Source organism: Treponema denticola, from assembly GCF_024181645.1.
GTDB lineage: Bacteria > Spirochaetota > Spirochaetia > Treponematales > Treponemataceae > Treponema_B > Treponema_B denticola_A.
In genome coordinates this window covers 2,272,231-2,295,727 of sequence record NZ_CP058624.1, presented here as the reverse complement: position 1 = coordinate 2,295,727, position 23,497 = coordinate 2,272,231, and the positions used below count along the sequence as shown (strand labels likewise).

Annotated in this window: 28 protein-coding genes; 10 read left to right on the top strand and 18 right to left on the bottom strand. The window is 38.0% G+C overall.

From position 1 onward, the window contains the following. Window positions 1-125: 125 nt before the first annotated feature. From HO345_RS10855 to HO345_RS10770, 18 genes are all read right to left on the bottom strand, one after another. Window positions 126-662 (bottom strand): hypothetical protein, encoded by a 537-nt coding sequence (locus HO345_RS10855; protein ID WP_253682918.1) that lies wholly within the window; start codon window positions 660-662, stop codon window positions 126-128. Between the two features lie 12 nt (window positions 663-674). Further along, window positions 675-1,991: a methyl-accepting chemotaxis protein gene (locus HO345_RS10850; protein WP_253682917.1), complete on the bottom strand. Its 1,317-nt coding sequence runs from the start codon at window positions 1,989-1,991 to the stop codon at window positions 675-677. A gap of 11 nt (window positions 1,992-2,002) precedes the next feature. Beyond that, window positions 2,003-4,369, bottom strand: coding sequence for a hypothetical protein (locus tag HO345_RS10845; protein WP_253682916.1), 2,367 nt, complete (start codon window positions 4,367-4,369; stop codon window positions 2,003-2,005). Between the two features lie 5 nt (window positions 4,370-4,374). Further along, complete coding sequence (locus tag HO345_RS10840; RefSeq protein ID WP_253682915.1) at window positions 4,375-4,953, bottom strand: hypothetical protein; 579 nt, start codon at window positions 4,951-4,953, stop codon at window positions 4,375-4,377. An 11-nt stretch (window positions 4,954-4,964) separates the two neighbouring features. Continuing rightward, window positions 4,965-5,402: a hypothetical protein gene (locus tag HO345_RS10835; RefSeq protein ID WP_253682914.1), complete on the bottom strand. Its 438-nt coding sequence runs from the start codon at window positions 5,400-5,402 to the stop codon at window positions 4,965-4,967. 1 nt (window position 5,403) lies between these two features. After that, complete coding sequence (locus HO345_RS10830; RefSeq protein WP_253682913.1) at window positions 5,404-9,120, bottom strand: phage tail tape measure protein; 3,717 nt, start codon at window positions 9,118-9,120, stop codon at window positions 5,404-5,406. Between the two features lie 8 nt (window positions 9,121-9,128). Further along, window positions 9,129-9,299, bottom strand: coding sequence for a hypothetical protein (locus HO345_RS10825; RefSeq protein WP_253682912.1), 171 nt, complete (start codon window positions 9,297-9,299; stop codon window positions 9,129-9,131). Window positions 9,300-9,310: 11 nt separating this feature from the next. Further along, on the bottom strand, window positions 9,311-9,700 hold the full coding sequence (locus HO345_RS10820; RefSeq protein WP_253682911.1) for a hypothetical protein: 390 nt from the start codon (window positions 9,698-9,700) through the stop codon (window positions 9,311-9,313). 69 nt (window positions 9,701-9,769) lie between these two features. After that, the gene (locus HO345_RS10815; RefSeq protein ID WP_002676544.1) at window positions 9,770-10,615 is read right to left on the bottom strand and encodes a hypothetical protein; all 846 of its coding nucleotides are present in this window, start codon (window positions 10,613-10,615) and stop codon (window positions 9,770-9,772) included. Between the two features lie 22 nt (window positions 10,616-10,637). Then, entirely contained in the window at window positions 10,638-11,090 is a 453-nt protein-coding gene (locus HO345_RS10810; protein WP_253682910.1) for a hypothetical protein, read from the bottom strand. Next, on the bottom strand, window positions 11,080-11,706 hold the full coding sequence (locus tag HO345_RS10805) for a phage virion morphogenesis family protein (protein WP_253682909.1): 627 nt from the start codon (window positions 11,704-11,706) through the stop codon (window positions 11,080-11,082). The genes HO345_RS10810 and HO345_RS10805 overlap by 11 nt, the downstream gene beginning before the upstream one ends. 10 nt (window positions 11,707-11,716) lie before the next feature. Continuing rightward, window positions 11,717-12,190, bottom strand: a complete 474-nt coding sequence (locus HO345_RS10800) for a hypothetical protein (protein ID WP_253682908.1) — start codon at window positions 12,188-12,190, stop codon at window positions 11,717-11,719. 23 nt (window positions 12,191-12,213) lie between these two features. Further along, window positions 12,214-13,206 (bottom strand): major capsid protein, encoded by a 993-nt coding sequence (locus tag HO345_RS10795; RefSeq protein ID WP_253682907.1) that lies wholly within the window; start codon window positions 13,204-13,206, stop codon window positions 12,214-12,216. After that, on the bottom strand, window positions 13,206-13,565 hold the full coding sequence (locus HO345_RS10790; RefSeq protein WP_253682906.1) for a head decoration protein: 360 nt from the start codon (window positions 13,563-13,565) through the stop codon (window positions 13,206-13,208). Before HO345_RS10790 ends, HO345_RS10795 begins: the two co-directional genes overlap by 1 nt. 28 nt (window positions 13,566-13,593) lie before the next feature. Beyond that, complete coding sequence (locus HO345_RS10785) at window positions 13,594-14,589, bottom strand: hypothetical protein (protein WP_253682905.1); 996 nt, start codon at window positions 14,587-14,589, stop codon at window positions 13,594-13,596. Window positions 14,590-14,704: 115 nt separating this feature from the next. Further along, window positions 14,705-15,313, bottom strand: a complete 609-nt coding sequence (locus HO345_RS10780) for a hypothetical protein (RefSeq protein WP_253682904.1) — start codon at window positions 15,311-15,313, stop codon at window positions 14,705-14,707. A gap of 162 nt (window positions 15,314-15,475) precedes the next feature. Then, a complete protein-coding gene (locus tag HO345_RS10775) occupies window positions 15,476-16,498 on the bottom strand; it encodes a S24 family peptidase (protein ID WP_253682903.1) in 1,023 nt (340 codons plus the stop codon). Between the two features lie 264 nt (window positions 16,499-16,762). Next, complete coding sequence (locus HO345_RS10770) at window positions 16,763-17,362, bottom strand: hypothetical protein (RefSeq protein ID WP_253682902.1); 600 nt, start codon at window positions 17,360-17,362, stop codon at window positions 16,763-16,765. A gap of 571 nt (window positions 17,363-17,933) precedes the next feature. Here HO345_RS10770 and HO345_RS10765 point away from each other — a divergent pair. The 10 genes from HO345_RS10765 to HO345_RS10720 are packed head-to-tail and all read left to right on the top strand — an operon-like array spanning window position 17,934 to window position 23,454. Continuing rightward, window positions 17,934-18,224, top strand: coding sequence for a hypothetical protein (locus HO345_RS10765; protein ID WP_253682901.1), 291 nt, complete (start codon window positions 17,934-17,936; stop codon window positions 18,222-18,224). Further along, the gene (locus tag HO345_RS10760; RefSeq protein ID WP_253682900.1) at window positions 18,221-18,454 is read left to right on the top strand and encodes a hypothetical protein; all 234 of its coding nucleotides are present in this window, start codon (window positions 18,221-18,223) and stop codon (window positions 18,452-18,454) included. Before HO345_RS10765 ends, HO345_RS10760 begins: the two co-directional genes overlap by 4 nt. 17 nt (window positions 18,455-18,471) lie before the next feature. Continuing rightward, entirely contained in the window at window positions 18,472-18,669 is a 198-nt protein-coding gene (locus HO345_RS10755; protein WP_253682899.1) for a hypothetical protein, read from the top strand. A gap of 4 nt (window positions 18,670-18,673) precedes the next feature. Continuing rightward, window positions 18,674-18,868, top strand: coding sequence for a hypothetical protein (locus HO345_RS10750; protein ID WP_253682898.1), 195 nt, complete (start codon window positions 18,674-18,676; stop codon window positions 18,866-18,868). Next, the gene (locus HO345_RS10745) at window positions 18,852-19,172 is read left to right on the top strand and encodes a helix-turn-helix domain-containing protein (protein WP_253682897.1); all 321 of its coding nucleotides are present in this window, start codon (window positions 18,852-18,854) and stop codon (window positions 19,170-19,172) included. The genes HO345_RS10750 and HO345_RS10745 overlap by 17 nt, the downstream gene beginning before the upstream one ends. Then, entirely contained in the window at window positions 19,169-21,067 is a 1,899-nt protein-coding gene (locus tag HO345_RS10740; RefSeq protein WP_253682896.1) for a Mu transposase C-terminal domain-containing protein, read from the top strand. Before HO345_RS10745 ends, HO345_RS10740 begins: the two co-directional genes overlap by 4 nt. Beyond that, the gene (locus HO345_RS10735; RefSeq protein ID WP_253682895.1) at window positions 21,049-21,990 is read left to right on the top strand and encodes an AAA family ATPase; all 942 of its coding nucleotides are present in this window, start codon (window positions 21,049-21,051) and stop codon (window positions 21,988-21,990) included. Before HO345_RS10740 ends, HO345_RS10735 begins: the two co-directional genes overlap by 19 nt. Before the next feature lie 3 nt (window positions 21,991-21,993). Beyond that, complete coding sequence (locus HO345_RS10730; protein ID WP_253682894.1) at window positions 21,994-22,716, top strand: hypothetical protein; 723 nt, start codon at window positions 21,994-21,996, stop codon at window positions 22,714-22,716. Then, on the top strand, window positions 22,713-22,907 hold the full coding sequence (locus HO345_RS10725) for a hypothetical protein (protein WP_002676506.1): 195 nt from the start codon (window positions 22,713-22,715) through the stop codon (window positions 22,905-22,907). Before HO345_RS10730 ends, HO345_RS10725 begins: the two co-directional genes overlap by 4 nt. Before the next feature lie 34 nt (window positions 22,908-22,941). Then, entirely contained in the window at window positions 22,942-23,454 is a 513-nt protein-coding gene (locus HO345_RS10720) for a host-nuclease inhibitor Gam family protein (protein WP_002676505.1), read from the top strand. The last annotated feature ends 43 nt before the right edge of the window (window positions 23,455-23,497 follow it).

Sequence of the window (23,497 nt, the reverse complement as noted above, 5' to 3'; positions counted from 1 at the left end):
AATAACCGATATTTTTAATACCTATGCGCTTAGGTCGGGTGAAAGCCGGTTATCCGGTAAGTGACAATAACACTTGTCGGCGTGGACTGGACGCCGATTTTTGCCCGTTATAGACTAAATATAAACTATTCAACCTTGGGATAGCGAGCTTTAATCTCTGCTATCTTTTCAAGCCAGACGGCTTTTTCGAGGTCGCCTCGCATTACCTGCATACCCAGCGGATCGGCTTCTCTTGAATAAGCTGCTTGCCGGAGCTCATCGATGTAAGCGTTGTAATCTTCTTTTGAGAGCTTACCCTCATCAAAAAGCTCTTTTTTTGTTTTTGGAACGATTTGCCCATTTTCAATTTTTTCATCGTCTTTAAGATTTCTGAAACCTGCCTCTACCTTTTCGGCTTCACTCATATCTTCAAAATCTGTACCGGCTTTGTTGAGCTTCTTTCCTTCGGGCGGCTGGATTAGGTTTTCTTCTACAAGTTTTTTAAGGCTTTTCTTTTTGCCCAAAATGACATCTTCATACATTCTAACATCATCGCCGATGTTGGCTTGAATGTTTGAGCCGTAGATATAAATAATTCCCTCTTTTTCTTTCTTCGGTTTTTCGCCGATGATGTGATTTATGATGATATTATTTTCAATTTCTATTCTTTCTACATATTTCATATTTAATTTCTCCTATTCGTTTTTTACCAACACCCAAAAAGTAAAGGTAAGGTTTCGAGAGCGATTTTCTTCGGCGGTTGGGACAACTCGCGAAGCCTCAAATGATATTTCCGACTGATTATAATTATACGGATATAAATGCGGCACTCTCCCTCGCCCGATTGCTGTTTTTGATGCAAAAACACCTGCTTCTTCCTTTTTTTCATTTTCATCATACAATAAGTATTTTACTTTACCCTTTATATTCCTAATCGCATCACCCTGCTCATCATCTTGAAAGATATAATCCCCAATCCTGATTTGTTCTTTCGTCAATTTTTTAGAACTAAAGGGATTTGCATTTCTGCCTTTAGCTCGGAAAAAATTCCCGTCATAATTAACTTCATGCCAGCTATACCCCTCATAGTGCATTGATGTATCTTCGAGAGGGCTAGGCATTCCGGGCATCTGAAAGTAGCCTCTTTGGTAATGTTCGATAAACTTTTCATTCACTTTTTTTAAAAGTATATCATTGCCTCCTGAAAAGGCTCCTTCTACTGTATTTTTTATTTTTTCATCCGTCTCTTGCTTTGTGTAACGGTTTTCAAGAGCTGCGTTTATGGCTGTTATGCCGTCTTTGTTTTCGGTTAGGGCATCAGCGAGTTCTTTTAATGTGTTTAAGGCATCGGGAGCATTGTCAATAAGTTCTTCTATTTTTGTGTTAATTTGATGAGTCAGCTCATCTTTGGATTCTTTTAGTTTGGCGGTCATTTCGTTTTTTGCATCACTTATTTGAGTTTTTGTTTGAGCAAAAGTTGTTAGGTCGTCATCGTATTGAGCATCTGAAGCTTTTAATGTACCGGAGTCTGTACGGAGAGCAATCGAATTATTTACTACACTTTCAGTTGCGGCATGGGCCGTGGTTTCGTTAATATGCTCAGTCATTTTTTTTGATAAGGTTTCGACTTTCCCGGAAATTTCTTGAGATGTTTGAAAAACCTCATCTACATTATCCAAAAACTTATTAAAGGCATCCGCAGACACAAAATCTCCATAGGAATGATAGTCTATATAAACATCAGAGAAAGATTTAAAAAATAGAATAGCTCTATAACAATCTTTATTTGATTGTTCAGAAGCAATAGAATCCAAAATATTATACTCATAGTCAATGCCGAGGACTAATCTTTTTGTTTTAGAAATATCTTCAAAAACAGAAAGAGTTTCAGCAAAATAAATGCTGTGCTCAACATAGTAAGGATTATTAGGAACAATATTTGAGATTTTTTCTCCTCGAATATAATTTTCGGGGTTTTCCATAAAAAGGTCTGCATTTAAAAGTTTACTCATTTTAAATCTCCTTATATAAACTGTAAAAGTTTTTTATCTTGTAATGGCCTATCAGATAAAACAAAGTGTGAAAAAATTCTTGAATCTCGATTATGTTTCTTCGTTTGCCGTATTTTTATTTTTTGAGAAAGAGAACCGTTATATTCAAGTTCAATTTCGTCCACAATGCCTTGGGTGAATCCATAACCTCTTAAACTTTTAAAGGCGATTAAGTCAAAGAGAATAAGCCTAGGATCAGCCCATACTTGAACCGATAAATTGTTAGAAAAGTGTCTGTAATAGTAAGCCATAGAATTTAAGACAGTCCGTGCAATGTCATCGCTTGCTAAAGCTCCGACTTCTATATTTTTAATTATTTCTCCATTGACTTGTATGTCATCATTATTTCTAGCTGTAATGGTTTTCTTTTCCTTCCCGGGAATAAGCCGATTGCCATAAATATTGACTGTTAAAGTTTGAGGAACATCAGGAAAATAGTTCCAGACTTTGACATGAAGTCCTTCGGCTGTTTTTCGATAAGAGAATTCGAATTTACTTTTTAAAAACTTATTCGCAATTTCAACAGATGAAACACTTACAGAATCCTTTAATTCTATTTTAAATTCTTCAGGTTTGTTTTTTTCGTTTCTGCTTTCAACAGCAGTAGGATCGGCTATATCGATGTCTTCATTTTCATCAGGAATTATGTAAGTTTCGGGCATTTTGGGAATTTCAAAATTTTCTTTTTTTAAAAGAATCTGAATAGGCTTTTCCTTAATCATAATAAGAATTGAAAGCTGCTCCCCTTCATTTCTCGTTATAAAATTCCAGACTTTAACGGCGGCCTTAGTCGCTTTCCCTTCCGGAGAATAAGAATACTCGATGGAATATTCTAGGCCCTTTGGAATAAAAGCATCCGAAAATTCTATTGCTTCAAAGTTAGATGGAAGATTGAATACTTTAGTCCAAGAAGGAGAAAGCCCGCCGCCAATAGGATATTCTCCATAGGGCACATTTTTATATTGTTCAGGAAAATCAAGTTTACCGATTTCAGAATATAAGACGACATCCTTTTGACCGATTTGATATTCTCCTTCATACTCATAATTTGAGTATGAAAGATTTATTATATTGGGAGCAGCACTAGATGATTCGCCTGAATTGTTTGATTTAAACTCATTCAGCAAAAAATATCTTACGGGATATCGGACTGATCCATGTTTAGAAAGAATAAGAGATGCGATAAGAGCCGATCCTGTTTCATCGCAGGAGCAAAAGGCGTTTGTTAAAATGCAAAGATTATTTAAAAGACTTCCAACCGTTCCGTTTAAAGGGAGCCTTTTTAATTTTATAAGTTTTAAACTTTGGTCAATTCGAGAAGCTGAAAGACTTAGAGCATTTGCAATTTTAACGAAACACGAGTAAGCATCGGAATTGTCCTGTATTCCAAGTGATAGATATTTATTCTTATTAACACCGATATAGTCTTGAGCTTTAATCGATACGGTCGCTTTTTGCTCATCATTTTTTATATTCATAATATAAAATGAACCGAAGTTTAAATAAAACGGTTTATTGTGTTTACTCTGTTTTAATAAAAGTGAAACTGAACATGTCGTATTTGAATTGAAAAAACCAAACAAAGGGCTGTTTATATTTTGATTATCATAAAGTCTTGTAAGGTTGTTTAATTCCAAGTCTAAAGAATTAACATAGAGCCTGCCAATAGAGCCTTCTTTGTTTTCGGTTTTCCTTTTTTGATGTTTAATTTTTACAATATCGTTTTCATGTATTAAAAATTCAAAACCCGGATAAAAGGCTAAAATCCATATATGCTTATCCGGGGTGGCTTTAGTAACATGAAGTTCTAATATACCGGCTTTTTCACAAGGTAAATCAAAGACTATTTTATTTTTTAAGTTGCCTGTAATTGTAAAGCTCTCAATAGTTTTTCCGAATCGAGTTTTAGCCGTAATAACAGCATTTGTGATTATTCTGTCATTACTTGTTATTAAGGTTATCTTTTTTAAAGAAGTTTCAGGAAGATAAAGAGTAACTGTGTCATCTACATCCCCTGTTTGAGAGGCTTTTTTTCCGATATAGCCGATTCGTGAGTAAGGCCTATTTTTTACGGGATGAAGTCTTCCGTCTTTGTGAATGTTTTCAGCATTCGGAAAAAGGCGTGAAGCAAAATTACTCCGGACAAAGAAACGGTTTTGAATATAAGATAAAAAGGGAGAAACAATCTGATCGGGAATAGAACCTTTAACGGCATTCGGAGCTTGAATTTTAATGCTTTCAGGAATTTTGCAGGAGAGGAAATTAAAACATACAGAAGCATTGTACTGTCTGTTATTTCCGAGGATTATTTTCTCGGTTTCTTTTTTTACGGGTATCATAACATTTATCCTGCGTAAATATAAAGTTCTATAGTTACATTTGATGGTCTAGTTTCAGAAGAGACACGGCCGGATGTTCCATAAGTTTGCCGTTCTGTTGTTGAATCATCATCTTCACAAGAGTCATTTCCATGTACATTCCAAATAGAATCACGGCCGGAAGTTTCATAATATCGATGTTGATGATCTTGGAAAGTATCTATCTGACCTCCGCCGTCTCCTTTGATTCCGGGATCATGGTAGATAGAGGTTCCCGATTCTTTAAACTTGCTTGCATTTCCGCCTGCAAGACGCATAAAATCTCCGGGGTAAAGTGCATGAATAGCTTTCCATTGGGCTTCAGTTGTTTGAGGATATTTTTCCCAAGGAACAGGCATTCCGGGGCATCTGAAATAAGGAAAGCCGGGCAAAGGTATATCCGGCGGAAGTTCTTTTATTTTTTTTAAAGCTTCGGTTAAAAGTTTAATTGAAGTACAGACGCTGTTCCAGTTGTTTTCCAAAAGCGGTTCATCGCTTAAGACGGTAGTCGGAACATTAGATTTTAATTGCAGTAAGATTTGTTCAAGCTCGGGGCGTAGTTCCATTTTTTTCTCCTTTAGTTCAATTTTAAAGTAATTCCGGAATACAAGAATTCGGAGTTTTTTCTGAAAGAATGCGAGTATTTAATAGGGTGTACAATGTCTATTTTTACGGCGGTAAAAAATGTTTTAAAATCACTTTGAGGACTGATCGGCATGTTTTCTTTTTTTAAAAACAGATATTTCGAGCTATCATAAAAAGCATTGTCAATTTTTGTAATAATTTCACAAACATTCTCGAAGTCTTTTTGCGTCAAAACAGAAAACTTGATAGAGACTGCTTTATATTTACGGATTATGTCTTTCCGCTTTGAGCCGTCGGCCGTTGTAAAAGTTGAAGATATTTGTTTATCCTCGATGTCGATTTTACCGCCTTTCGGGAGAGGAAAAAATTCATCCTGTATACAAATAAAATCATGAGGATAATGATTATTTAAATATTCTGTGTCAGTCATTTTAATCTCCAACGAACCAATTTTGTTTACCGGTCTCAACGATGTTTAAAAGTTCTCTGTCATGAGAGCGAAGAACATTAAGCAAAGCTTCATCTAAAGACTTCTCACTATTTTGACTTATTTCGATACTGTATGACGGAGAGTAGCTAAATGATTTTGAATTATCTGTTTGATTTAGCCCTGCTGCCTTAAATACATTTTGCAAATTGGGAATATTTATCGGAAGGATGAGTTCAGGCAAACCCGCTTCTGCAACAAGCCCCGCATTTCCGTTAGGCAGTGTAATCCCTGTCCCTGCACTTGAAGGCATTACTATACCGCCTTGTGCAAATTTAATTAACCGCGGGGCCGGCGGCAAGGGCTGTTGTATATAGTCGGGAGGTGCAGGTTGACCCGCAATAACACCAGCCTGAATACCTGCAGCAACAGCCGCTGCAATACGGGCCGGAGCCTCTATAGCACCGGATGGATCACCTCCAAGAGCTCTAGCAATAGCTACTGCTGCAAGAGCTGTTTGTTCAGCTCCTTTAATAGACATGCTTATAATTCCTTGAGCTTTTTGCCATTTGGCTGCCTGCTGAGCGGCCTTTGCAGCTGCATCACCTGAAGCATTTTCCGTTTGAATGCGAGCTATGGCAAATTCATGTTCGGCTTGAGATTTTGCATTTAACAAAGATATCTCATAAAGACGGGCTTCTTTATCTCTTTTTTTCTTTTCATCCTCTTCTTTTTTGCGTGCAGACTCTTCGGCTTTTTTCTTTTTTTCGGCTTCAAGCTGTTTTTCAAGGTTGCGTAATTTTTCAAGATTTGTTTCGGCCTCAAACTGTCCCTGAAGTTCCTGAATATTTCTCTCAGAGGATAAAAGTCTTTTTTCGTATTCTTCATTACGCCTTTGTTCTTCCCTCTCGGAATCTTCCTGTTGTTTTTGTTCTCTCATTTCAGAAAGTTCATTATCAAGTTCTAAAAGAGTTTCATTTTTTTCGCGTTCTATTTCGGCTAATTTCGCAGCAGTTTGAGCTTTACGCTCAAGCTCTTTGTTTTCAATCGACGCTTTCGCAGCATCGGCAATTGAAGAAAAAACTTGTACAACCGAATTGCCTATTGCAGAAATTTTATCGGCTATGTCTTTGGCGGCTTCTGCAAATGACTTTTTTATTTTTTTACTTGATTCTTGTCCTTCATCAGCAAGAGCCCCTAACGCTTCAACCTGTTTTTTTATAAGGGCAGCTTTTTCCTTGTCCTTTTCATTCCCGGAATTGATAAGGTTTAAATACTCGCCCATGAGTTCTTTTTGTTTTTCCAAATAAGCTTTAGTTTTTTCGAGTTCCGCATTGCGTTCTTTTTCTTTATCTGTTTTGCCGGCAATTTGCCCGAGCTCTTTTTTTAATGCGATTTCATCTTCAACAGCTTTTTTTGTCTTTTCGGCTATTGCATTTATATCGTCTATTTCTTTTTTATGTTTTTCATCGGCAATACGGGACAGTTCTGCATTTGTTTTTTCTGTTTCGGTTTTTATACTTTCATTTGCAGCACCTACTATCTCTTTTTGAGATTGTGCAAATGTTTTACCTTTTTCCAGATTTTCATTATGAAATTGCTCAAGAAGATTAAGCCTATTGTTATAGTATTTTTCTTCGGCAGCTTTTAATTCGGCATCTTTTTTAGTTTTTTCGATATTGCGATTTGAAATGATTTCTATTTCTCTTTTAAAGGCAGCATCTATGGTCTCTAATTTTTTTGCATGTGCAGATTTTTCATTTTTGCCGGCACCCGGGTTTTCTTTGGTTTCAGAGTCCAATGCAGTTTTACTGTCTTTTAATTGGGCAAGTAAAATCTCATTTTTTGAAATTTCTTCCGAAAAGATTTTTTCTTTTTCAATTAATTCTTTTAAAGCGGCCTCTTCTTTTTTTATTTGGCTATCGTTAATACCATAACCATAATCACCTTTTGCATTTACTTTATATTCATTTGTTTGTTTTAATAAGTCAAGGTGTTTTTTATTATCCTCTATAATTCTTGAAATATTCCCATGAGCTGTTTTTGCATTCTGAAGATTAAGTTCGATCTCTTTTATTTTTTCGGCATTGAAATTTTTTAAAACTTCCAAATTGTTTTTATAACCGGATTCTTCCAATGATAACTTACCTGCAAGTTCAGGAGATAATTGTATAAGCTGTTCAGTTTGCTTTTGAAGTTTTAGTTTTTCTTCAGCCGTTAAGTTTGTTTTATCTGCCAGTTCTATGTATGCTTTTGAAAGAGAGATTGCACTTTCTGCTTCTTTAGGGAAAGAAAGAGAGGAGCGAAGAGCTTGGCGTTCTACTTCTTTTTGCTTTTCGGAAGCACGGTCTAACCAAGAACATAGCTCTTTAATGGCAACTATTGCAGCAACAGCACCGGCAATAGTCAAAACAAAGGGATTACTTAATCCTATTACCTTAAAAGCTTTATCCATCGCTTTTACTGCTTTTTGAACAGCTATTACACTTTTTGCAAGGCCGAAAACTCCGGCAGTAATTCCTGTAATAGTAAGTAAAATTTTTCCGGCTGAAACTATAAGAGCTATCTGTTCATCATTCAAATTTTTTAAGTATTCAATGCCTTTAAAAATAGGATTTAAAAGAGATTGTAAGGTAGGAATCAATTCTTGTCCGACTTTAACGGCAAAGGCTTGAGCATTCAGGCTTGCTTGTTGTAGTTGAAAGCCGAAGGCGTTAGGCCCTTCGGTAGTGGCATCTTTAAAAGCCTGCTCGGTGGCTCCTGCTGCCTGCTGCATGGCTTGAAGGTCGCTTGTAAATTTGGCAGCACCTTCCCCTGAAGCATAGAGAGCGAGTTTTCCGGCTTCGGCAGAACCGAAAAGATTGCTTATAGGTTCTCCCGTTTTTTCGGCTTCGGATTTTAAGGCCTTCAATGCCCCTTGAAGACCTCCGAAGTTTTCGATAAGTTCAGTTCCCGATTCGACACCAAGAGCCTTGAAAGTTTTCGCAAGCCTGTCCCCCGGCTTTTGCATTTCGGTAAGCAGGGCAGAAAACTTTGTAGAAACTTCTGCAGCTCCTCCTATAACACCGGTTCCTGATGAAAACACGGAAAACAATTCTTCCTGACTTATTTTTAAAGTATTGCTTTGAGAGGTGACTCGTTGAATGGATGCTGCAAGTTCCGGGAAAGAGGTTTGTCCTAATTTTACTGTTGTGAAAGCAAGGTCTGAAACTTTTTTTTGAGCTATGTTCGATGTGTCGCCATAACCTTTTGTAACGGCTGAAAGAAGAGCTATAGAGTCTTTAGTGGTAGCTCCTCCTGCCGTGGCGCCCTTTGCAGCAAGCTCCAAGTTTTTAGCACTATCGGCAGAATCACCGAAAGCGGATATAACTTCATAAAGACCATCGGTTAAATCTTTTGTGGTTTTTCCAACGGCAGGAGAAAGGTTTAAAATTTCATCTTGGAATTCTTTTACCCGTTCTTTTGCGCCCGGGATGAGGGTTTGTACTTTTCCGAAGCCTTCATTAAAGTCTTTAGCCATTTTTGCGGCAGCAATCCCCAAAGCGGCTATTGCCGTACTTGCAACGGCCGCTTGCTTGGATACTTGGCCAAAGAGCTCGTTAGCGTCCTTTGTTTTCTTTTTAAAATCATCAAGCCGGTTTGTGCTTTCTTCTACAGCCTTATTAAATTGCTCCGAGTCGCCTATTATTTTAAATAAAAGTTCCCTTGCCGTTACTGCCATTTTTATTCCTAATTATAAAGTTTACTTATTTCATCATCACTTAAAGGCTTTTCTTTTTTTTCTTTTACAACACCTTTTTGTAAAAGAATAAAGTCAAAGCCGTGTTTTACCTTTTTTATAATAGTTTCTAAAGACCAAGTTTTTAATATAAGTTCTTCGGAAACTCCATACATAAGCATAGCCTGATCTATCAGTTCTCCCCAGTCGTTTTTTTTTCAACAGAGGTAGAAGATTCAGAATCATCATTTGATACTTCCGCAGAAAAGTTTTTGACGATTGCTGTAACAATGAGCAGGTACATTTGCTCGATTTGTTTATCGCTTGCGTTTTTTGATAAAAACTCTTCGGTAAAATCGGGCTCATAAAATGAGCAAAAAAGGGATACGGATTTTATATTGTCCTTTAAAAGCTTTTCCGGACTGTCGGTTTCTTTTTGTTCTTTTATGTTTTTGTTATGATTTTCAATCAAAGGAATTGCAAGCCCTGAGGGGATATAACCTACTTCAAATTCTTTTCCTAAAAATTTAACCTTTTGACTTTCAGAACGCAGAAGATCAAGATTGATTAAGTTGTTTGCCATTTTTTTATCTCTCCTATTTTTAGCAGGGACTTTGGTTTGAAGCCAATTCCCTGCTATGTGTTTTTTTTGTTAATTTTCAGGGGTTTCCTTGTAAAGACTTTCCGATTCCATTTCATTATCTAAAACCAAATCGGGGTGCGGGGAAAATTCAAAGCTTACAGGAACCTCAGCAACATTATCCGAATCGTTTTTTGATTTGAAAGTGATTGAATCTTCACCGTCATAAAAGCCGTAAGGGAATGCAAAAGTGCGGGCTATAATTCTTCCGTCTTGAGACTTACGATTGTTTGTAAGCTTTAAAGCGATAGGTTCTACAACTCCGCCTGAACCTTTACAAAGAGAATAGGCCTTAATACGCGTAACTTCATATTCTATTGTAACAGGTTTTGAAACATCCAAAGTGCCTGCAGCGGGGAATTTATAACCCCATATATCTGCCGAATTTTTCTCAACGATATAATCGGTGTTTGAGGTTAAAGTTTTCGTGCCCTGTTTAATGACAATATTTTCAGGTTTGGATCCGTCATAGTTAGCATACTTAAATTCATAAAACTTATCTTTTTCGGCGGTAAAAACTTCCGTTTCTTTTTTCTTGGTACCCGGAACAATTTTAACGGTAACTATTCCTTTCATGATTTTCCCCAAAAGAGGAACATACCGTTCAAGCAATACAAATTCGACTTTTGCTTTATTGTCGATTTGACCTTTTAATGGAACGGTGCCGTTATCTGCCTTTACATCGATCTTGCTTGATGAAAAAGAAATCTTAATTCCTCTTGCCAATCCCAGATCTTCAAGGTCTTTAAAATCCCAAGTTTTTTTTATTTTATCGATTTCAATCCCTTGAGTTGAAAGTTCAATTTTTGCAGAACCCAGAACCATGCTGTCGGGGTTTTGAGATTTTGTCAAATCCATAGTTTTTTCTCCTTAAAAAAATTTAAATAAAATCGTCTGAATTGATTTCCAATTCGACGAGCCAGCTTTCGTTATATGAAAATGAACGCTCTTCAGTTTCCTGTAAGTCGGAAAAAAGATCGTCATCTTCCCGAAGGGATGTGTGATAAGCCATGCCGTACACAGCCTGTCCCTCGTTTGTTTGCTTGCGGATGGTAAAACCTTCCGCTTGGTCAAAGAAATTTGCTAAAAGAACGGAGCGCTTTAAGCAGTCGTTAATGCCCGGATCACTTGCGGGGATTTCTGCATACACTGTTGCTCTAAGTCTAAGACGGATTCTGCCGTTGCCTACGATAACAGGATGAGGTAAAAGATTAAGCTCCACATGGAACTTTTCACTTTTAAGCAATGACGGCATGATTACAGCCTGAGCGCCTGTTTGTGATTGTAAGCGTGCCGCATAGGCTTTGACTGCTTCAAGGAAATTAGGCTTCATAATATTCTCCTATCCTTTGTTCTATAGCTGCGATTACTTCATCAGGCAAAAACATAAAAGGGCGAACCGGAATCTTTATACTTTTTTTTAAAACAAAAACAGCAAAAGGTTCTTTGCCTTTTTCTTTTGCCATAATTACATTGCTGCGTTCCCCGCCGCCTCTTTTGTACGGGCGGTAAATCGCAAAGCCTTTAGATTCAAGAGCTGCAATTACTTCACGCGGAGACCAACCGTATTTACGGAAGAGTTTACGAGTTTCGGGCCCCGCGGGAAGACATAAAAACTTTGCATTTTTAGGACGGATTACGGTTTCCGTTCTTCCGTCTTCGGGATTGTGAAGATGAGCGTAATGTACATTTGTACCTACCACAGCTTCCGTATCCGAATGCCGTGCGGTCAAGCTTGCCCTAAGGCGGCCTGAATCGCGCAAGGTATTATTGCCCTGCTTTACAGCCTTAGTTAAGGGTGCATTATCGGGCTTTATACCGCCTTCGATGTTCTTTTGAATTGCCGATAAAGCTTTTAGAGAAAGCTCTTTCATTAAGGGTTTAGGGTTTGCAAGACGATTGAAAAAACTTCCTTTCATGTGTTCTTCAAATTCGATTTTTACCTGCATTTACTTTCTCCTATTTAATTTTAAAGCTTTCTTTTTTGGCTTTTGAAACAGCAATAAAAGGAATTGCAGCTTCCCTTTCTTTTTCGAGTGAGCGGTAACGGTCGCTTATTAACCGCTCCGCTTTTTCCATGTAGCCCTTTGCTCTGTAACGATCACCGTTATACATATAAAGTTCGTAGACCGTAAGCGTTTTAATAATTTCCGCTTGGGTTTTGCTGTACTCGTTTAATTTTTCGTCCACGAGATGAAGCATAGTTTCAGCCAAGGCGGTTGCCTTATCGATACAGTCTTGAGTTACTTCTTCTGCACTTCTGTTTTCATCCCAGCTTAATTCACTGTAGAGCTTAGGGCTTATGAAATCTTTTATGTCGGAAACGGAGATTGAAAAGCGAAGAGGCTTATTTTCTTGCTTGAGCGGCTCATGAGCGGAGGGTTGCTCATTTGAGTAAACAGGGTTTGAAGGCAAATTAAATATATCACTCATCGCTTTTTTCTCTCTCTCTTTTTTTACGCAAGGTACTTGCGGTCAACCGTTTTTGAAACTGCAACGGCAGGGAACGGCTTACTCATTCCGATAATCTTGTAACCGGAAGGATCTTTGCTTTCTACCTGTTTTGCAAAAAACGGCATGGATCTTAATCCTGCATCAAGGTCATCAAGAGCAAGGTAAAAAAGAGTTCCGGGATTTGCAAGGTCTATCGTCTTTATCGTTTTTGATTCGATAACATTGGTAAGACTTGTCGAGCCCGGGACTGCATAGGTTGCACTTAAGGGCATGATTTTGTATTTGCCGAAAAGAACGCAGCCCCAATCCGTCCACTGAACGGGAATGCTTGCGTTTTGAGTGCCGGAAATTATTTTGACAATTTCCGCATAGGCATCACTTCCTGCAAGGAAGCGGATATCGGCTGAATAACCGGTTTTCATTTGTTCCAAAAAATGCTGCTCAAGATTTGCCTGCAATATGTTGATTGCTTTGCCGGTGATGTCGGTGTCTGTCATTTTTTGAGCCTTGCCGATTTCGACTTTGTAGGTGTCGAATGCACCGCCTGCAGTTGCAGCAGGGTAAGCGATAGTTCCAGAAAGAGATTGAGCACAAAGAATTTCCGTTGAGGTTATGATTCTGTTTCTAAGCTCTTCTACCTTGTCGGTGAGCTTTTCATTAATGCTTTGAACATCGCCCAAAGCAATAGAATCGTTTAGGTCTCTTGCGGAAATAAAGCTTGAGGGCTTAAAGCCTTCAGGCTGAATGAGTTCTATTTCTTCAGAACCGGAACCGACGGGGTAAGAAGCTGCCCCTCGTTTTACTACGGGAACGGCACCGGTTACATCTTTAACTTCCGAGACTGAAAGAAAGGGAGATGTCTTTTGTTTTTTGTTGCTTTCCGAAAAGAGTAAGTCCTTGATAGGGCTTTTCGGTTTAGGCATAGTAAGCAAAACATCTTGAATGTTTCGTGGCGTAAAATACGCACTCAATGTTGATTGAATGTTTAAAGGCATTATTTTTCTCCTTTGGCCGCATAGATGCCGTTTTTGCGCAACGCCTCGACCTGAGCGTTTGTAACGGCGGTTCCATCCTTAAAGGTTAAGGCTTCTCTTTTTACCCTGCCGAAAACGATGACTACGGCGGAGGTATCTTTACTTTCCCCTTCGATGTTTTCGTTTAAAACGGCAATCGGATCTTCCGAGCCTGTGCCTTCAAGGTGTTCCAACTTTTCGCCTGCTCCCATTTTTAAAATGGTGCCTGCAAACAAATTTTTCATGCCGTCTTTTAAAGGCATTGTTTCAGTAAAGAAATTTTCGCCAACGACAACTGCCGTTTCGCTGACCTTTACTTTTCCTAAATTTCCAAGTATCATTTTTTTCTCCTTATGATTTTAATACATGCTAAATGCAGCCCATCATTTTAGCGGCACTTACCGGCTCTTGGGTTTTACCCGAATCGGGATCGGATAGTCCTATAACTTCTTGCGTTAAAACTTGGTCAGGGATAGCGTTTAAGATATCTTTAACCAAATCGAAGCCTGTAGTTTGTTTGCCGTCCGAAAGAGCGAGGCTTCCTGTTGCAGGCAGCATACCGGCAAGGGCCGACACAGCACCGTGAGCCGCAGGCGGAAGTTTTGTCTTTGCCAAGCCCAACAAACTTTCAGTTTTGGTCTTTCGGATTTCGGACAAAAGCGCTTTGGTTTGCGGATTTGAATCGGAAAGAGCCAAGTCCTCTTCCGGATATTTTTCCGCAATCTTTGCAAGCTTTGTTTTAAGCTCTTCGTTTTCGGCTTTGAGTTTTTCAGCATCTTCCGAAGAACCGCCTGCCTGTTTTGCTTTTTCAAGCTCTTGTTTAAGACTTGCATTTTGAGCTTCAAGCTCTGCAATTCTTTTTTTAAATTCCTCTTCGTTCACTTTTGAACCTCCTATATCGCTTAATGCGATTGTTTTAGATTTGATGGATGGGAAAAATAACACATCCTTTATGTCCGAAGCTGCTATTGCAGCAAGGGATTCGGTAATTGAAGAACGCAAATTTTTAATTGCAGGAGGCTCTTCTCCCAAATAGGCAAGATGATGAAGATAGAGTTTTCCGGTTTCGGCAGAACGCTTTGCACCAATTGAAAGGTCAGGAAAGAAGCCTTGTTCTACAGCATCAGCAAGAGCATCCTGCTCTTTTGTAATGCCATATAAAAAGCCGTCTTTAAGCTCCAAGCCGACTACTTCACCGAAGCGGGGATTGCTTCCTGAAAAGTCGTGTCCTAAAACAATGGGACTTGAATTCATTTCTGCAAAAGATTCGTAGATTTCTTTTAAGTCTTGTTCCGTTACAGTCTGAGGATTTTCGGTTGAACCGAAAATGCCTGCCCGTGCAATTTGTCTTATTCGTGTTTTCATACAGGCAGTATACAAAACTTAAAAAAGGCTTAACGGAGCATAGCTAAAGGATTGTGTATTTTTATAAAAAAGGTGTTGGATAAAAAAACAGCCCCGCAAGATGCGGGGCCGTTGGTTACCAGTTTTTACTGGGTGTTGTTATTATTTCGCTTTTTATAAATTCTTTGATTTTTTGTATTGCTTCTTCCGGTAGTTTGATTATGGGAGAGCCTGTGTATTGGATGGACAGGCTCTGAGTATTTAATAGGCTTTTAATATCATCTTCATTTAAAAGAAAGAAATCAGCCTGCTCTACACAAAAAACAGTACTGAGTGTAATGGTATGTCTTTTAGGATTATTATCTTCAAGTTTAACAGTTCTATCATCAGTTTTAAAATTTAAATTTTTTATAAATTGCCAGTCTTGCCCTTGATAATTAACTGAAAAATAATAAACTGCATCAAAGCTATACCCTGCTTTTTTTAAAGCATAAATTCTTTCATTGCTTGGTTTTCTCTTACCTATTGATACTATATTCATAGTCGCAAAAAGCTTATTATATTCTTTATAAATCGGCATGATATTATTTGTCCACGATTCCTCTATATTTTCATGAGTCTTTACTAATATTTCGTAAGGTTGCGCCCAATATAATCTAGCGGCTTTTGTTGTTGCCATTGAAGCACATCCAATAAGTAAAATTAAAGTAAAAAGACTACAAATTAAAATTACCGTTTTTTTCATTTTTTTCTCCTAATTTTATATTTTTTTTATTATATCAGCCATAAGCTGAATTTACAAGCTGTTCTCCACCTAAAATACCCCTATTCGAACGAAATTCTAACAGTTTTTTGGCGTTTTATTTTAAAAGCCGTTAAATGTTCCGACTTAGCCCCAAAAGACGCGTTATTGGCGTTTTTTTGGCAAAACCGCAACGAACCGCCCCTTGACTTCCCAGTCCCCATTTTTGAGCTCTATTTTGGCCCCGGAACCATCACGATATAAAAGTTCCCATTCTCCTTTTATGTTTTGATGTAAGAGTTTAAGGGTTGTGTTTGAGTTGTAACTTACGACCATAATCTCGCCGTCGATAGGCTGATCGGTGTATTCCAACAGGACGCAGGAGCCGTTTTCAATCCCTGCTTCGGTCATACTGCTTCCTTTAATCTTTGCAACACAGTATTTTTTCCGTTTATTGGGGATTAGTTTTTTAGGCACAGGAAAGGTGTCGTTTACATCTGAGGCTTCAACAGGAATACCGGCTGCAAGATTTTGAGCCAACGGCAGGTCTATGGTTTCTTCCGGTTCTTCATAGGCGGCGGTGTACAACGGGGCAGGTTCTTTTACTTCTTCGGGGAGTTTTGAATCTTCAATAAAAGTGCCGTCAGGGTAAAGAATACCCTGTTTTTCTGTAATTATACCTTTTGAGCCCATAGAACGCCGAATAACCCTTTTCGGTTTGGTTTCTTTCGGCGTGTTATAGTAGAGGTCGTACATTTCTCGATAAATTTTATCTAACTCTTCTTGCCGGTTTTCAACTTTTGCAAGTCTTTCCTCTTGTTTTAAATATTCTCTTTCCTGTATTAAATTTTCCAACTGCATTTTCATTCTTATAAGTTCTTGCTCTTGCTCTTCTATGGTTTCTTTTGCAGCCTCTTTTGCCATTTTTTCAAGCTCTTGCAAAATGGCTGGTTTTTCTGATGATGTTGTATTTTTTAAATTTATAATTTCATCTGATTCACCTTTTAGCCAGTCAGGATTTATATTTAAATTTTTTATTAAAGATAAAACAAATTCCCCATTAGGAATTTTTGTTTTACCAGTTTTTAAGTCCGATATATACTGATACCTCACACCTAAAATAGTTGCCAAACTCCCAGAAAGAGGAATTTTATCCTCTATTTCGTATATTATTTTGCTCCAATCCATAAAAATATCCTTTTTTTCTTATATTTTTCGGTAAAAACACTTGACAATATAAGATATATCGACTATATTGTAAGAAATAACGGCGACAAAAGTCGCCAATTTATACAACACTTGTGAAAAATGGCGACTTTTGTCGCCACAATATTATATCTCAAAACGGGATAATTTAATAGAGGGAAACGGAGAGGAGTTTTAAAAATGAGCAGACAAGAAGCATTTTATTGGATTGCAGGATATTTTACCTGCTTAATAAGCACTTCGGTTTTAATTGCTTTCGGCGGAACGGGAGCTTTTATCTTTGATTTTTTTAGAGAGAGCCTTCCCCATTTTTTTAGCAGAATGTTTTGCAGGTTCAACAAAAGCAATATGCAGCTGAGAGAACAGGAGGAGCCGCTCATCAAGAAGTTTGTTGATAATTGTGTTTCCGAGATTTTCGTAAACGGAAACGAAGATGTTAATGTCCTCATCGGTAAATTTTGTGATGTCTTTGGTTGCGAGGTTTCCAAGTTTACCGCAAAACAAATCGATACACTTAATTACTTCCTTAAGGAAGCGGTTAATAGGTTCGTACGAGTCAGGGAGGAGCCAAACAGAATTTTTAAACATCGAATTTTGGACATCGCTCTTGAGCTTGTTGAGGCTTGCCAAAAACTCTATTGGGTTTTTAGGTTCTACACAATGTATAAAAGCGGGAATCATAGACTGCATTATTTGGTCAACAGCTTCGATCTTACATTCAAAAAAGCGTTCATCCCTTTTTTCTTGGATGAGATTGGACTCCCGCCAAACATTATAGGCGATATTTATAGCTATAACTATTATTGGGACAATAGAGGATATCAATGCGATGTAGACATTATCCATTTAAATACTCCTTTAACTTAAATAAGGTTCCATTATACACAAAAGGTAAAGATTAAAACAGGGCTTTAAGTCCTTAAAATAAATAGCAGAAAACGAAGCAGGTTTTCACAGTGCTATTAAAAGATTTTTGACAGCGGTTTTATTATTGCAATGCGATAGGCAAGAATGGAACCTGACAAGACAGTAAAGCGTTTTAAGAGACCGACTTTTAGCGTAACCGCTTATACCGATGTGCGGCTGTTTTGCCAAAATAAAAAAACGGAATCACGCCCCGGAAGGTTTCTTAAAGGAAAGCATAATTCTCCTAATATTATGATTTAAAAAAGTCAATAGATATTTCTTTAATGCAGGTTCAAGTCCTGCTCGGGGCTTATTCAATTTTTAATTATAAATGCTTAATTGGGAATTGGAGAACCTTTCGGTTAGCCACGAAAGGCAGCTAGATGACGGCGGCACCGTAACCCGTTAGGGGGATTCGTAAACCCACGCTGCGCCGCAGGCGGTCCGGCAAGGGGCAATACTTGCAGCGGCATTTTTTTAGCGGAAGCTTTCCGCAATGGAGGAATAAGATATGAGAACGAACCAAATATTTTCTAACAAAAAATTTCCTGATAAAGATTTTTGTGTTGTATGGGTTTTATTAAACAGCATAGATAACAATTGGAGTCTGGCTCTTTACGACAAAACAGGAAACGAACAGGATTTTTATCTTTTTGGCTCTCCTTGCACAGAGCACGTGATCGCATGGAAATATGCAACGAAAGCAGAATTAAGAAGCGACAAGGGACATAAAAAACTCACAAAAAAAGAAAAGATTTTTATTTCATCACTTGATGATAAAAATAAGGAGGTAAAAAGATGAGTCAACTAAGCGAACGACTAACCGGCTTACAACAGGCAATCGCTCAAAAAGAAGAACGCAAAGCCTCAGGCGAAAAAGAGCCTTGCACCATCGACCTAATCAGGGCAGACAAAGAAAAGGCGCTTTCGATAATAAACAGCTGGCGTAAAAATGCTGTTCTCTATAGTAAAAAGCAGGCAATAGAGGACTGTAATTTTTTAATCAAATTTTTAAATAAATTAATGAAATAAAAGGAGAAAGACAAGAAATGATTATTGTAGCAAGACATCAAGAGGGTATAGGACTTAATCCTTTGGAATATCTTTTGAATGAGGACGGAACGGAAAAAGAATTTGAGAGCAAGGAAAGAGCTATAGAATTCTTAAAAAGTGCCGGAGCTTCAGAAGAAGATATTTATTATATGAGGTTTTTGGATGCAGAAACAGGAAAGGAGTTGGAGGAATAAAAAAATGAACGAACAGATAAAAAAGAAGCCGTGCGGATTTGAGGCTGCACGGCTTGACAAACAAGTAATAGGGCTCAAAGCCCTAAGAGATATGGATATTGTAACAGAAAAAAAGAAATTATGCAAGAGCTTTTATTTAAGCTTAAAAAAAACAGCAAGATTTATTTTAAGAGGAGGTTGGTATGGCTTTAACTTATGAGGAGTTTAGAAAGTACAAAGTTACTAAAAGGCCCTATCCTTTCGATTTTGAAAGGAAACAAAAAGTTGAAAGAGCGATGTACGAAAATGGGATAAAAACGGTTTCCGAGTTAGCTGTAAAATTAAAAATAAAAAGAACAATTCTAAATGAAATAATAAACGGAACAAGGCGAAGCCCCGTAAATGAAAAACGGATTGCTGCATTTTTTAAAATGCCTGTATCAGAGCTTTTTCCGCCGAGGACTCAAGACGAAATAGCAGAGATGAATAAAAAAGAGCAGGAGAGGAATAAGGGGGCAGCATGAAAACTGTAGCAACTAAAGAGATTGCTGAGGTTTTGGACTTGAGTAAAAAAAGCATCTTGGAGCGGGCAAGGAAAGAGCATTGGCAATACATGAAAAAAAAAGGTGCAATGCTTTGGCTTTGCGATAAGCTTCCTGCAGAAGTACAATTGGCTTTAATCCAAAGAGGAAAGACTCTTGTATCCGAAACAAAGGAGCCGGTAACTTTTTTACAGGCTACTGAAGTCGAACGCAAGACAGCAAAACTAAAGGCAGGAATAATAAACAGCTATAAGTGTGCAGGATTAAAAGTTCAGGATTTTTGTATAGCATTTAATGCAGGAAGGATAAGTATTGCATATAGAAAAAAATATGGGAAAGAGTTAAACGACAGAACTCTGTACCGATGGCTTAAGGATGAAAAGGAGACCGGTCTTTCCGGCATTACACCGCTTTATTCAAAAAGCGGTAAAGAATGCGGAGCAGGATCCAGTCTTACTGCAACAGAAAAAGAATCTCTTATATTCTTTTATCTTGATTATACCAAACGGAGTATAAGACATTGCTTTTTAAGTATGAAAGCCAACATAAAAGAATCCAAGGCAACATACGCCACCTGTAGAAGGTATTTAAAAAGCCTTCCGGAGGCAATGGTAGATTTTTATCAGTTGAGTCAAGAAGCTTTTGAGGCTAAGCATTTCCCGTATATCGAAAGGGATAAAAAGTTATTAAAAGCTATGGATCAGGTACAAGGAGACCATCACAGAATTGACCGCGTTGTAATGTACAACGGGAAACTTGTAATTCCGTGGATTACTACTTTTGCTGATGTCCGATCCGGGGCTATTTTGGGCTGGTGTGTAAGTATCAATCCGAATTCTCAAACAATTTTAGCGGCTTACTACATGATGATTATGCGCTTCGGAATTCCTGAAATGGTGCATGTCGATAACGGAAAAGACTATAAGGGAAAAACTATCAAGGGGCAAAAAATCAAGATGAAAGCTGTTGATAAGGACGGAATAGAGCATGAGGAAGAAGTTATCATAACGGGAGCAATAGTAACATGCGGAAGCAGACTTCAATATGCAAGAGCCTATCATGGCCAATCAAAGGGTGTTCAAGAAAGGTTTTATAAAATCCTTGAAGAGTATTATTCCAAAAATACAGGGAACTATATCGGCAGTAATACGGCCTCACGAGTTGATGAGCAAAAGCTTTATTGGCGAGCAATGAAAGGAAAAGCTAAGCGAAACGATGTAGGAAGCTGGGAAGACTTTATCAAAGAAATTACCTATTGGGTAAATTGGTACAATACCGAATGGGTTAGCGATGCTAAAGATAGAAAAGGCTTAACCCCAGAACAAGCATTTATTCAAAACATGCCTGAGGCAATAAGAAAGCCCGATCCTGCAACCGTGCAGCTTGCGCTGACCCGCGGTGAATTACGAACCGTCAGAGAAAACGGAGTAAGTGTAGGAGGAGCTGATTACTGGGCGGAAGAGCTTATAGGGCTTACAGGACAGCAGGTTATAGTCCGCGTAAACCTTACAAACAGGAACGAGGCCTTAATCTGTAACAATAAAGGACAACTTCTTTGCAAAGCTTATGCAGATGTCTTTATGGAAACGGGAAACATGGAAAAAGATAACGAGTTTGTAAACCGTGTAAGAAGGGATATAAGGCAGAAAGTTAAAGAGCAAAGCAGATTAACTCACCTTACAACAAAACCTAAAAACATGCTTGAAATTGCTATGGAAGCTACAGGAGTTGAAATTCCGCGTGTGGAACAATATATTCCGCAGATTGAAGAAGAACCAAAAGCAGCCGGAGCGGAAGACAGGCAGATAAACAAGGGTAAATATCAAAATTATTTTAATATTGATGAGGAGGCATTTATATGTGCGACAGACAAGTAAAAGAAAATCTTTCCATCAAGGAAAGATTAATGGAAACTTTAGCCCGGTATGAGATAAGTCAAAATAAAGCGGCTAAAGAAATGGGTTATACGTCAAGCGTTTTAAGTCAATTCTTAAACGAAACGTATAAGGGAGATACGGCGAAGGTTGAAGAGGCTATCATTAAATGGATAGCCAGAAAGGCTGAAGCTGCAGAACGGAAACATGTTCCAATTGTTGAAACTTCCGTAATGAAGCAGATGACGCGTGCTATCAGGCTTGCACATGATGAAAAGGATATAGCTTTAATTGTATCCGATGCAGGCGGAGGAAAGACAACAACCGCCGAAAGGTATGCAGAGGATAACGAAAGGAATACAGTCTTAATAAAATGTTCCGGGGCGATGAATAAAAAAGTTATGACACAAGAAATAGCCAAGCAGTTGGGGCTTGATACATACCGGATAAATTTTGATGCCCTTGTTAATAATGTAACAAGCACATTAAAGGACAGGGATATGATTGTCATTATTGATGAAGCGGACGGGTTAAAAAGTGATGCATTGGAGTTCAGCCGTCGGCTTATAAATGACTTGGGCGAAACAGGCCTTGTGCTTATAGGCTTGCCCAAACTGGTTTGGACTATTCAAAATTTAAAGAATGACCATAGACAGTTGGAAAGCCGAATAGGAGTGTTTTTAAAATTGGAAGGTCTTACAAAACCGGATGCACAAAAGATTGCTGTAAGTGTTTGGGAAAATGCTTCAAAAGAGGTTATCGATTCGATTTATGAGATAAGCCGAAAAGATGTAAGGCAATTCGTAAAAATTATAAACCGAGCACAAAACATCATGACAGTGAACAAAATATCGGAGCCTGATGTTGAAGTTATCGAAATGGCAGGAAGCATGATATTACGCCGTAATTATGGAAAAGGAGTGTAAAACATGGATAATTCAAAAAGCCTTGTAAATATAAAATCTTTATATAAGGATGAGGCAAAAGAGATAAATAAAAATCATAAAAAGCTTTATGATCTTATGAAAAAAGGTGTTTTAATAGCCTTTGAAATTGGAGAGCAGCTTGTTAATGTTCAACGATTTTTAGCTTCAAACGACAGAAATGCTTTTAAGGTTTGGGCCGAATCTAATCTTGAGATATCTCCGGCAACCATAAGAAACTATATAAAGCTTTACGATTATTTTTATGACAAGCCCGAACTTTTAAACACTCTGACTTTAATGGAGGCCTATTCGGAAGCCGGCATATCAACAAGGAAAGCTCTTCCGGCTCCTTGTGATGAAGAGGATGGAAAGATTTATACAGCGGGGCTTGAAGATGATGACGGAAGTTATGATGAGGAGCTTGCAACAATTTTTAACCGTAAAACAAGAAGCGGTATTAAACTTGAAAATTACCGTGTAGAGATTTACGGAGAAGAATTGTGGGGATTTAGGCGCGGTATGGGCCGTTTCCCCGTTGCTGATATTTTGTTTACTCGCCCTGCCGGATTACCGGAAATTGAATGGCAGGACATGCAAAAGAATGTTTGTATGGCTTTTGAGGCATATTACGCAAAAATCGAGATGTACGAAAACAACGGGAAACTAGAGGCTCCGGAAGATACAAGATTCGGGACAATGATGGAAAGTAAGGGAGGTCTAAAATGAAAGTAAATGAAAAAGCTTACGAGCTTTTGATGGACAAACTTTTGCAAATTGAAAATACGGCATCGTGCGGTATCATAGAAGATCAGGGCACTGAATCCTGTTTAGTTATCCGCAGTCTGGTATTTGATATACGCAAAATTATCAATGATAATTTTTATGTTGCAGGTGATGATGAACCGCCTGCAGCGTAAGAGAGAAAAATATTTTATTACAAGGAGATGTTTTATGGCAAGAACAAAATCAAATGCAGCAACGATAACGACTATCGAGGAAGCTGAAAAGATTTTAAAAGAGATGTGCGAACTTGAAGCACAGTGGGAAAAGATTGATAATGCTGCAAATAAAAAAATTGCAGACATTAAAGAAAAAGCGGCAAACGATGGAAAGGTGTTAAGAGATACATACAAGTCGCATGTGGATTCTTTAAAAGCGTATGCCGTTTACTTTAGGTCAGAATTGTTTCAAGACAAAAAAACTATTGATTTACAATTCGGTTCTATAGGATTTAGAAAGGCTCCGGATTCGATTTCATGTACAAAACAAACGGCAGAGCTTTTACAGAAACTAGGCTTAAAAGAATTTGTCCGTGTTAAAATTGAGCCGGATAAAGAAAGAATGTTAAGCCTTGATGATGAAACATTGAGCCAAGTCGGAGCGGCAAGGAAATCTAAAGAGGACTTTTTTGCCGAAACCAAAAGGGATTTGGTCAATCAAGAGCTTGCAAAATTAGCAGGCTAAAAATTTAAAAAAAAATCAAGATGTAAGGAATACTTTTTTTAGT

Coding starts and splice junctions, on each gene's coding strand:
- HO345_RS10855 (WP_253682918.1), bottom strand. CDS start 662: ATGAAATATGTAGAAAGAATAGAAATTGAAAATAATATCATCATAAAT.
- HO345_RS10745 (WP_253682897.1), top strand. CDS start 18,852: ATGGCTTTAACTTATGAGGAGTTTAGAAAGTACAAAGTTACTAAAAGG.
- HO345_RS10735 (WP_253682895.1), top strand. CDS start 21,049: ATGTGCGACAGACAAGTAAAAGAAAATCTTTCCATCAAGGAAAGATTA.
- HO345_RS10775 (WP_253682903.1), bottom strand. CDS start 16,498: ATGGATTGGAGCAAAATAATATACGAAATAGAGGATAAAATTCCTCTT.
- HO345_RS10760 (WP_253682900.1), top strand. CDS start 18,221: ATGAGTCAACTAAGCGAACGACTAACCGGCTTACAACAGGCAATCGCT.
- HO345_RS10810 (WP_253682910.1), bottom strand. CDS start 11,090: ATGAAGCCTAATTTCCTTGAAGCAGTCAAAGCCTATGCGGCACGCTTA.
- HO345_RS10805 (WP_253682909.1), bottom strand. CDS start 11,706: ATGCAGGTAAAAATCGAATTTGAAGAACACATGAAAGGAAGTTTTTTC.
- HO345_RS10730 (WP_253682894.1), top strand. CDS start 21,994: ATGGATAATTCAAAAAGCCTTGTAAATATAAAATCTTTATATAAGGAT.
- HO345_RS10785 (WP_253682905.1), bottom strand. CDS start 14,589: ATGAAAACACGAATAAGACAAATTGCACGGGCAGGCATTTTCGGTTCA.
- HO345_RS10820 (WP_253682911.1), bottom strand. CDS start 9,700: ATGGCAAACAACTTAATCAATCTTGATCTTCTGCGTTCTGAAAGTCAA.
- HO345_RS10825 (WP_253682912.1), bottom strand. CDS start 9,299: ATGCTTATGTATGGAGTTTCCGAAGAACTTATATTAAAAACTTGGTCT.
- HO345_RS10790 (WP_253682906.1), bottom strand. CDS start 13,565: ATGATACTTGGAAATTTAGGAAAAGTAAAGGTCAGCGAAACGGCAGTT.
- HO345_RS10740 (WP_253682896.1), top strand. CDS start 19,169: ATGAAAACTGTAGCAACTAAAGAGATTGCTGAGGTTTTGGACTTGAGT.
- HO345_RS10755 (WP_253682899.1), top strand. CDS start 18,472: ATGATTATTGTAGCAAGACATCAAGAGGGTATAGGACTTAATCCTTTG.
- HO345_RS10840 (WP_253682915.1), bottom strand. CDS start 4,953: ATGGAACTACGCCCCGAGCTTGAACAAATCTTACTGCAATTAAAATCT.
- HO345_RS10850 (WP_253682917.1), bottom strand. CDS start 1,991: ATGAGTAAACTTTTAAATGCAGACCTTTTTATGGAAAACCCCGAAAAT.
- HO345_RS10835 (WP_253682914.1), bottom strand. CDS start 5,402: ATGACTGACACAGAATATTTAAATAATCATTATCCTCATGATTTTATT.
- HO345_RS10800 (WP_253682908.1), bottom strand. CDS start 12,190: ATGAGTGATATATTTAATTTGCCTTCAAACCCTGTTTACTCAAATGAG.
- HO345_RS10770 (WP_253682902.1), bottom strand. CDS start 17,362: ATGGATAATGTCTACATCGCATTGATATCCTCTATTGTCCCAATAATA.
- HO345_RS10780 (WP_253682904.1), bottom strand. CDS start 15,313: ATGAAAAAAACGGTAATTTTAATTTGTAGTCTTTTTACTTTAATTTTA.
- HO345_RS10725 (WP_002676506.1), top strand. CDS start 22,713: ATGAAAGTAAATGAAAAAGCTTACGAGCTTTTGATGGACAAACTTTTG.
- HO345_RS10845 (WP_253682916.1), bottom strand. CDS start 4,369: ATGATACCCGTAAAAAAAGAAACCGAGAAAATAATCCTCGGAAATAAC.
- HO345_RS10750 (WP_253682898.1), top strand. CDS start 18,674: ATGAACGAACAGATAAAAAAGAAGCCGTGCGGATTTGAGGCTGCACGG.
- HO345_RS10720 (WP_002676505.1), top strand. CDS start 22,942: ATGGCAAGAACAAAATCAAATGCAGCAACGATAACGACTATCGAGGAA.
- HO345_RS10815 (WP_002676544.1), bottom strand. CDS start 10,615: ATGGATTTGACAAAATCTCAAAACCCCGACAGCATGGTTCTGGGTTCT.
- HO345_RS10765 (WP_253682901.1), top strand. CDS start 17,934: ATGAGAACGAACCAAATATTTTCTAACAAAAAATTTCCTGATAAAGAT.
- HO345_RS10795 (WP_253682907.1), bottom strand. CDS start 13,206: ATGCCTTTAAACATTCAATCAACATTGAGTGCGTATTTTACGCCACGA.
- HO345_RS10830 (WP_253682913.1), bottom strand. CDS start 9,120: ATGGCAGTAACGGCAAGGGAACTTTTATTTAAAATAATAGGCGACTCG.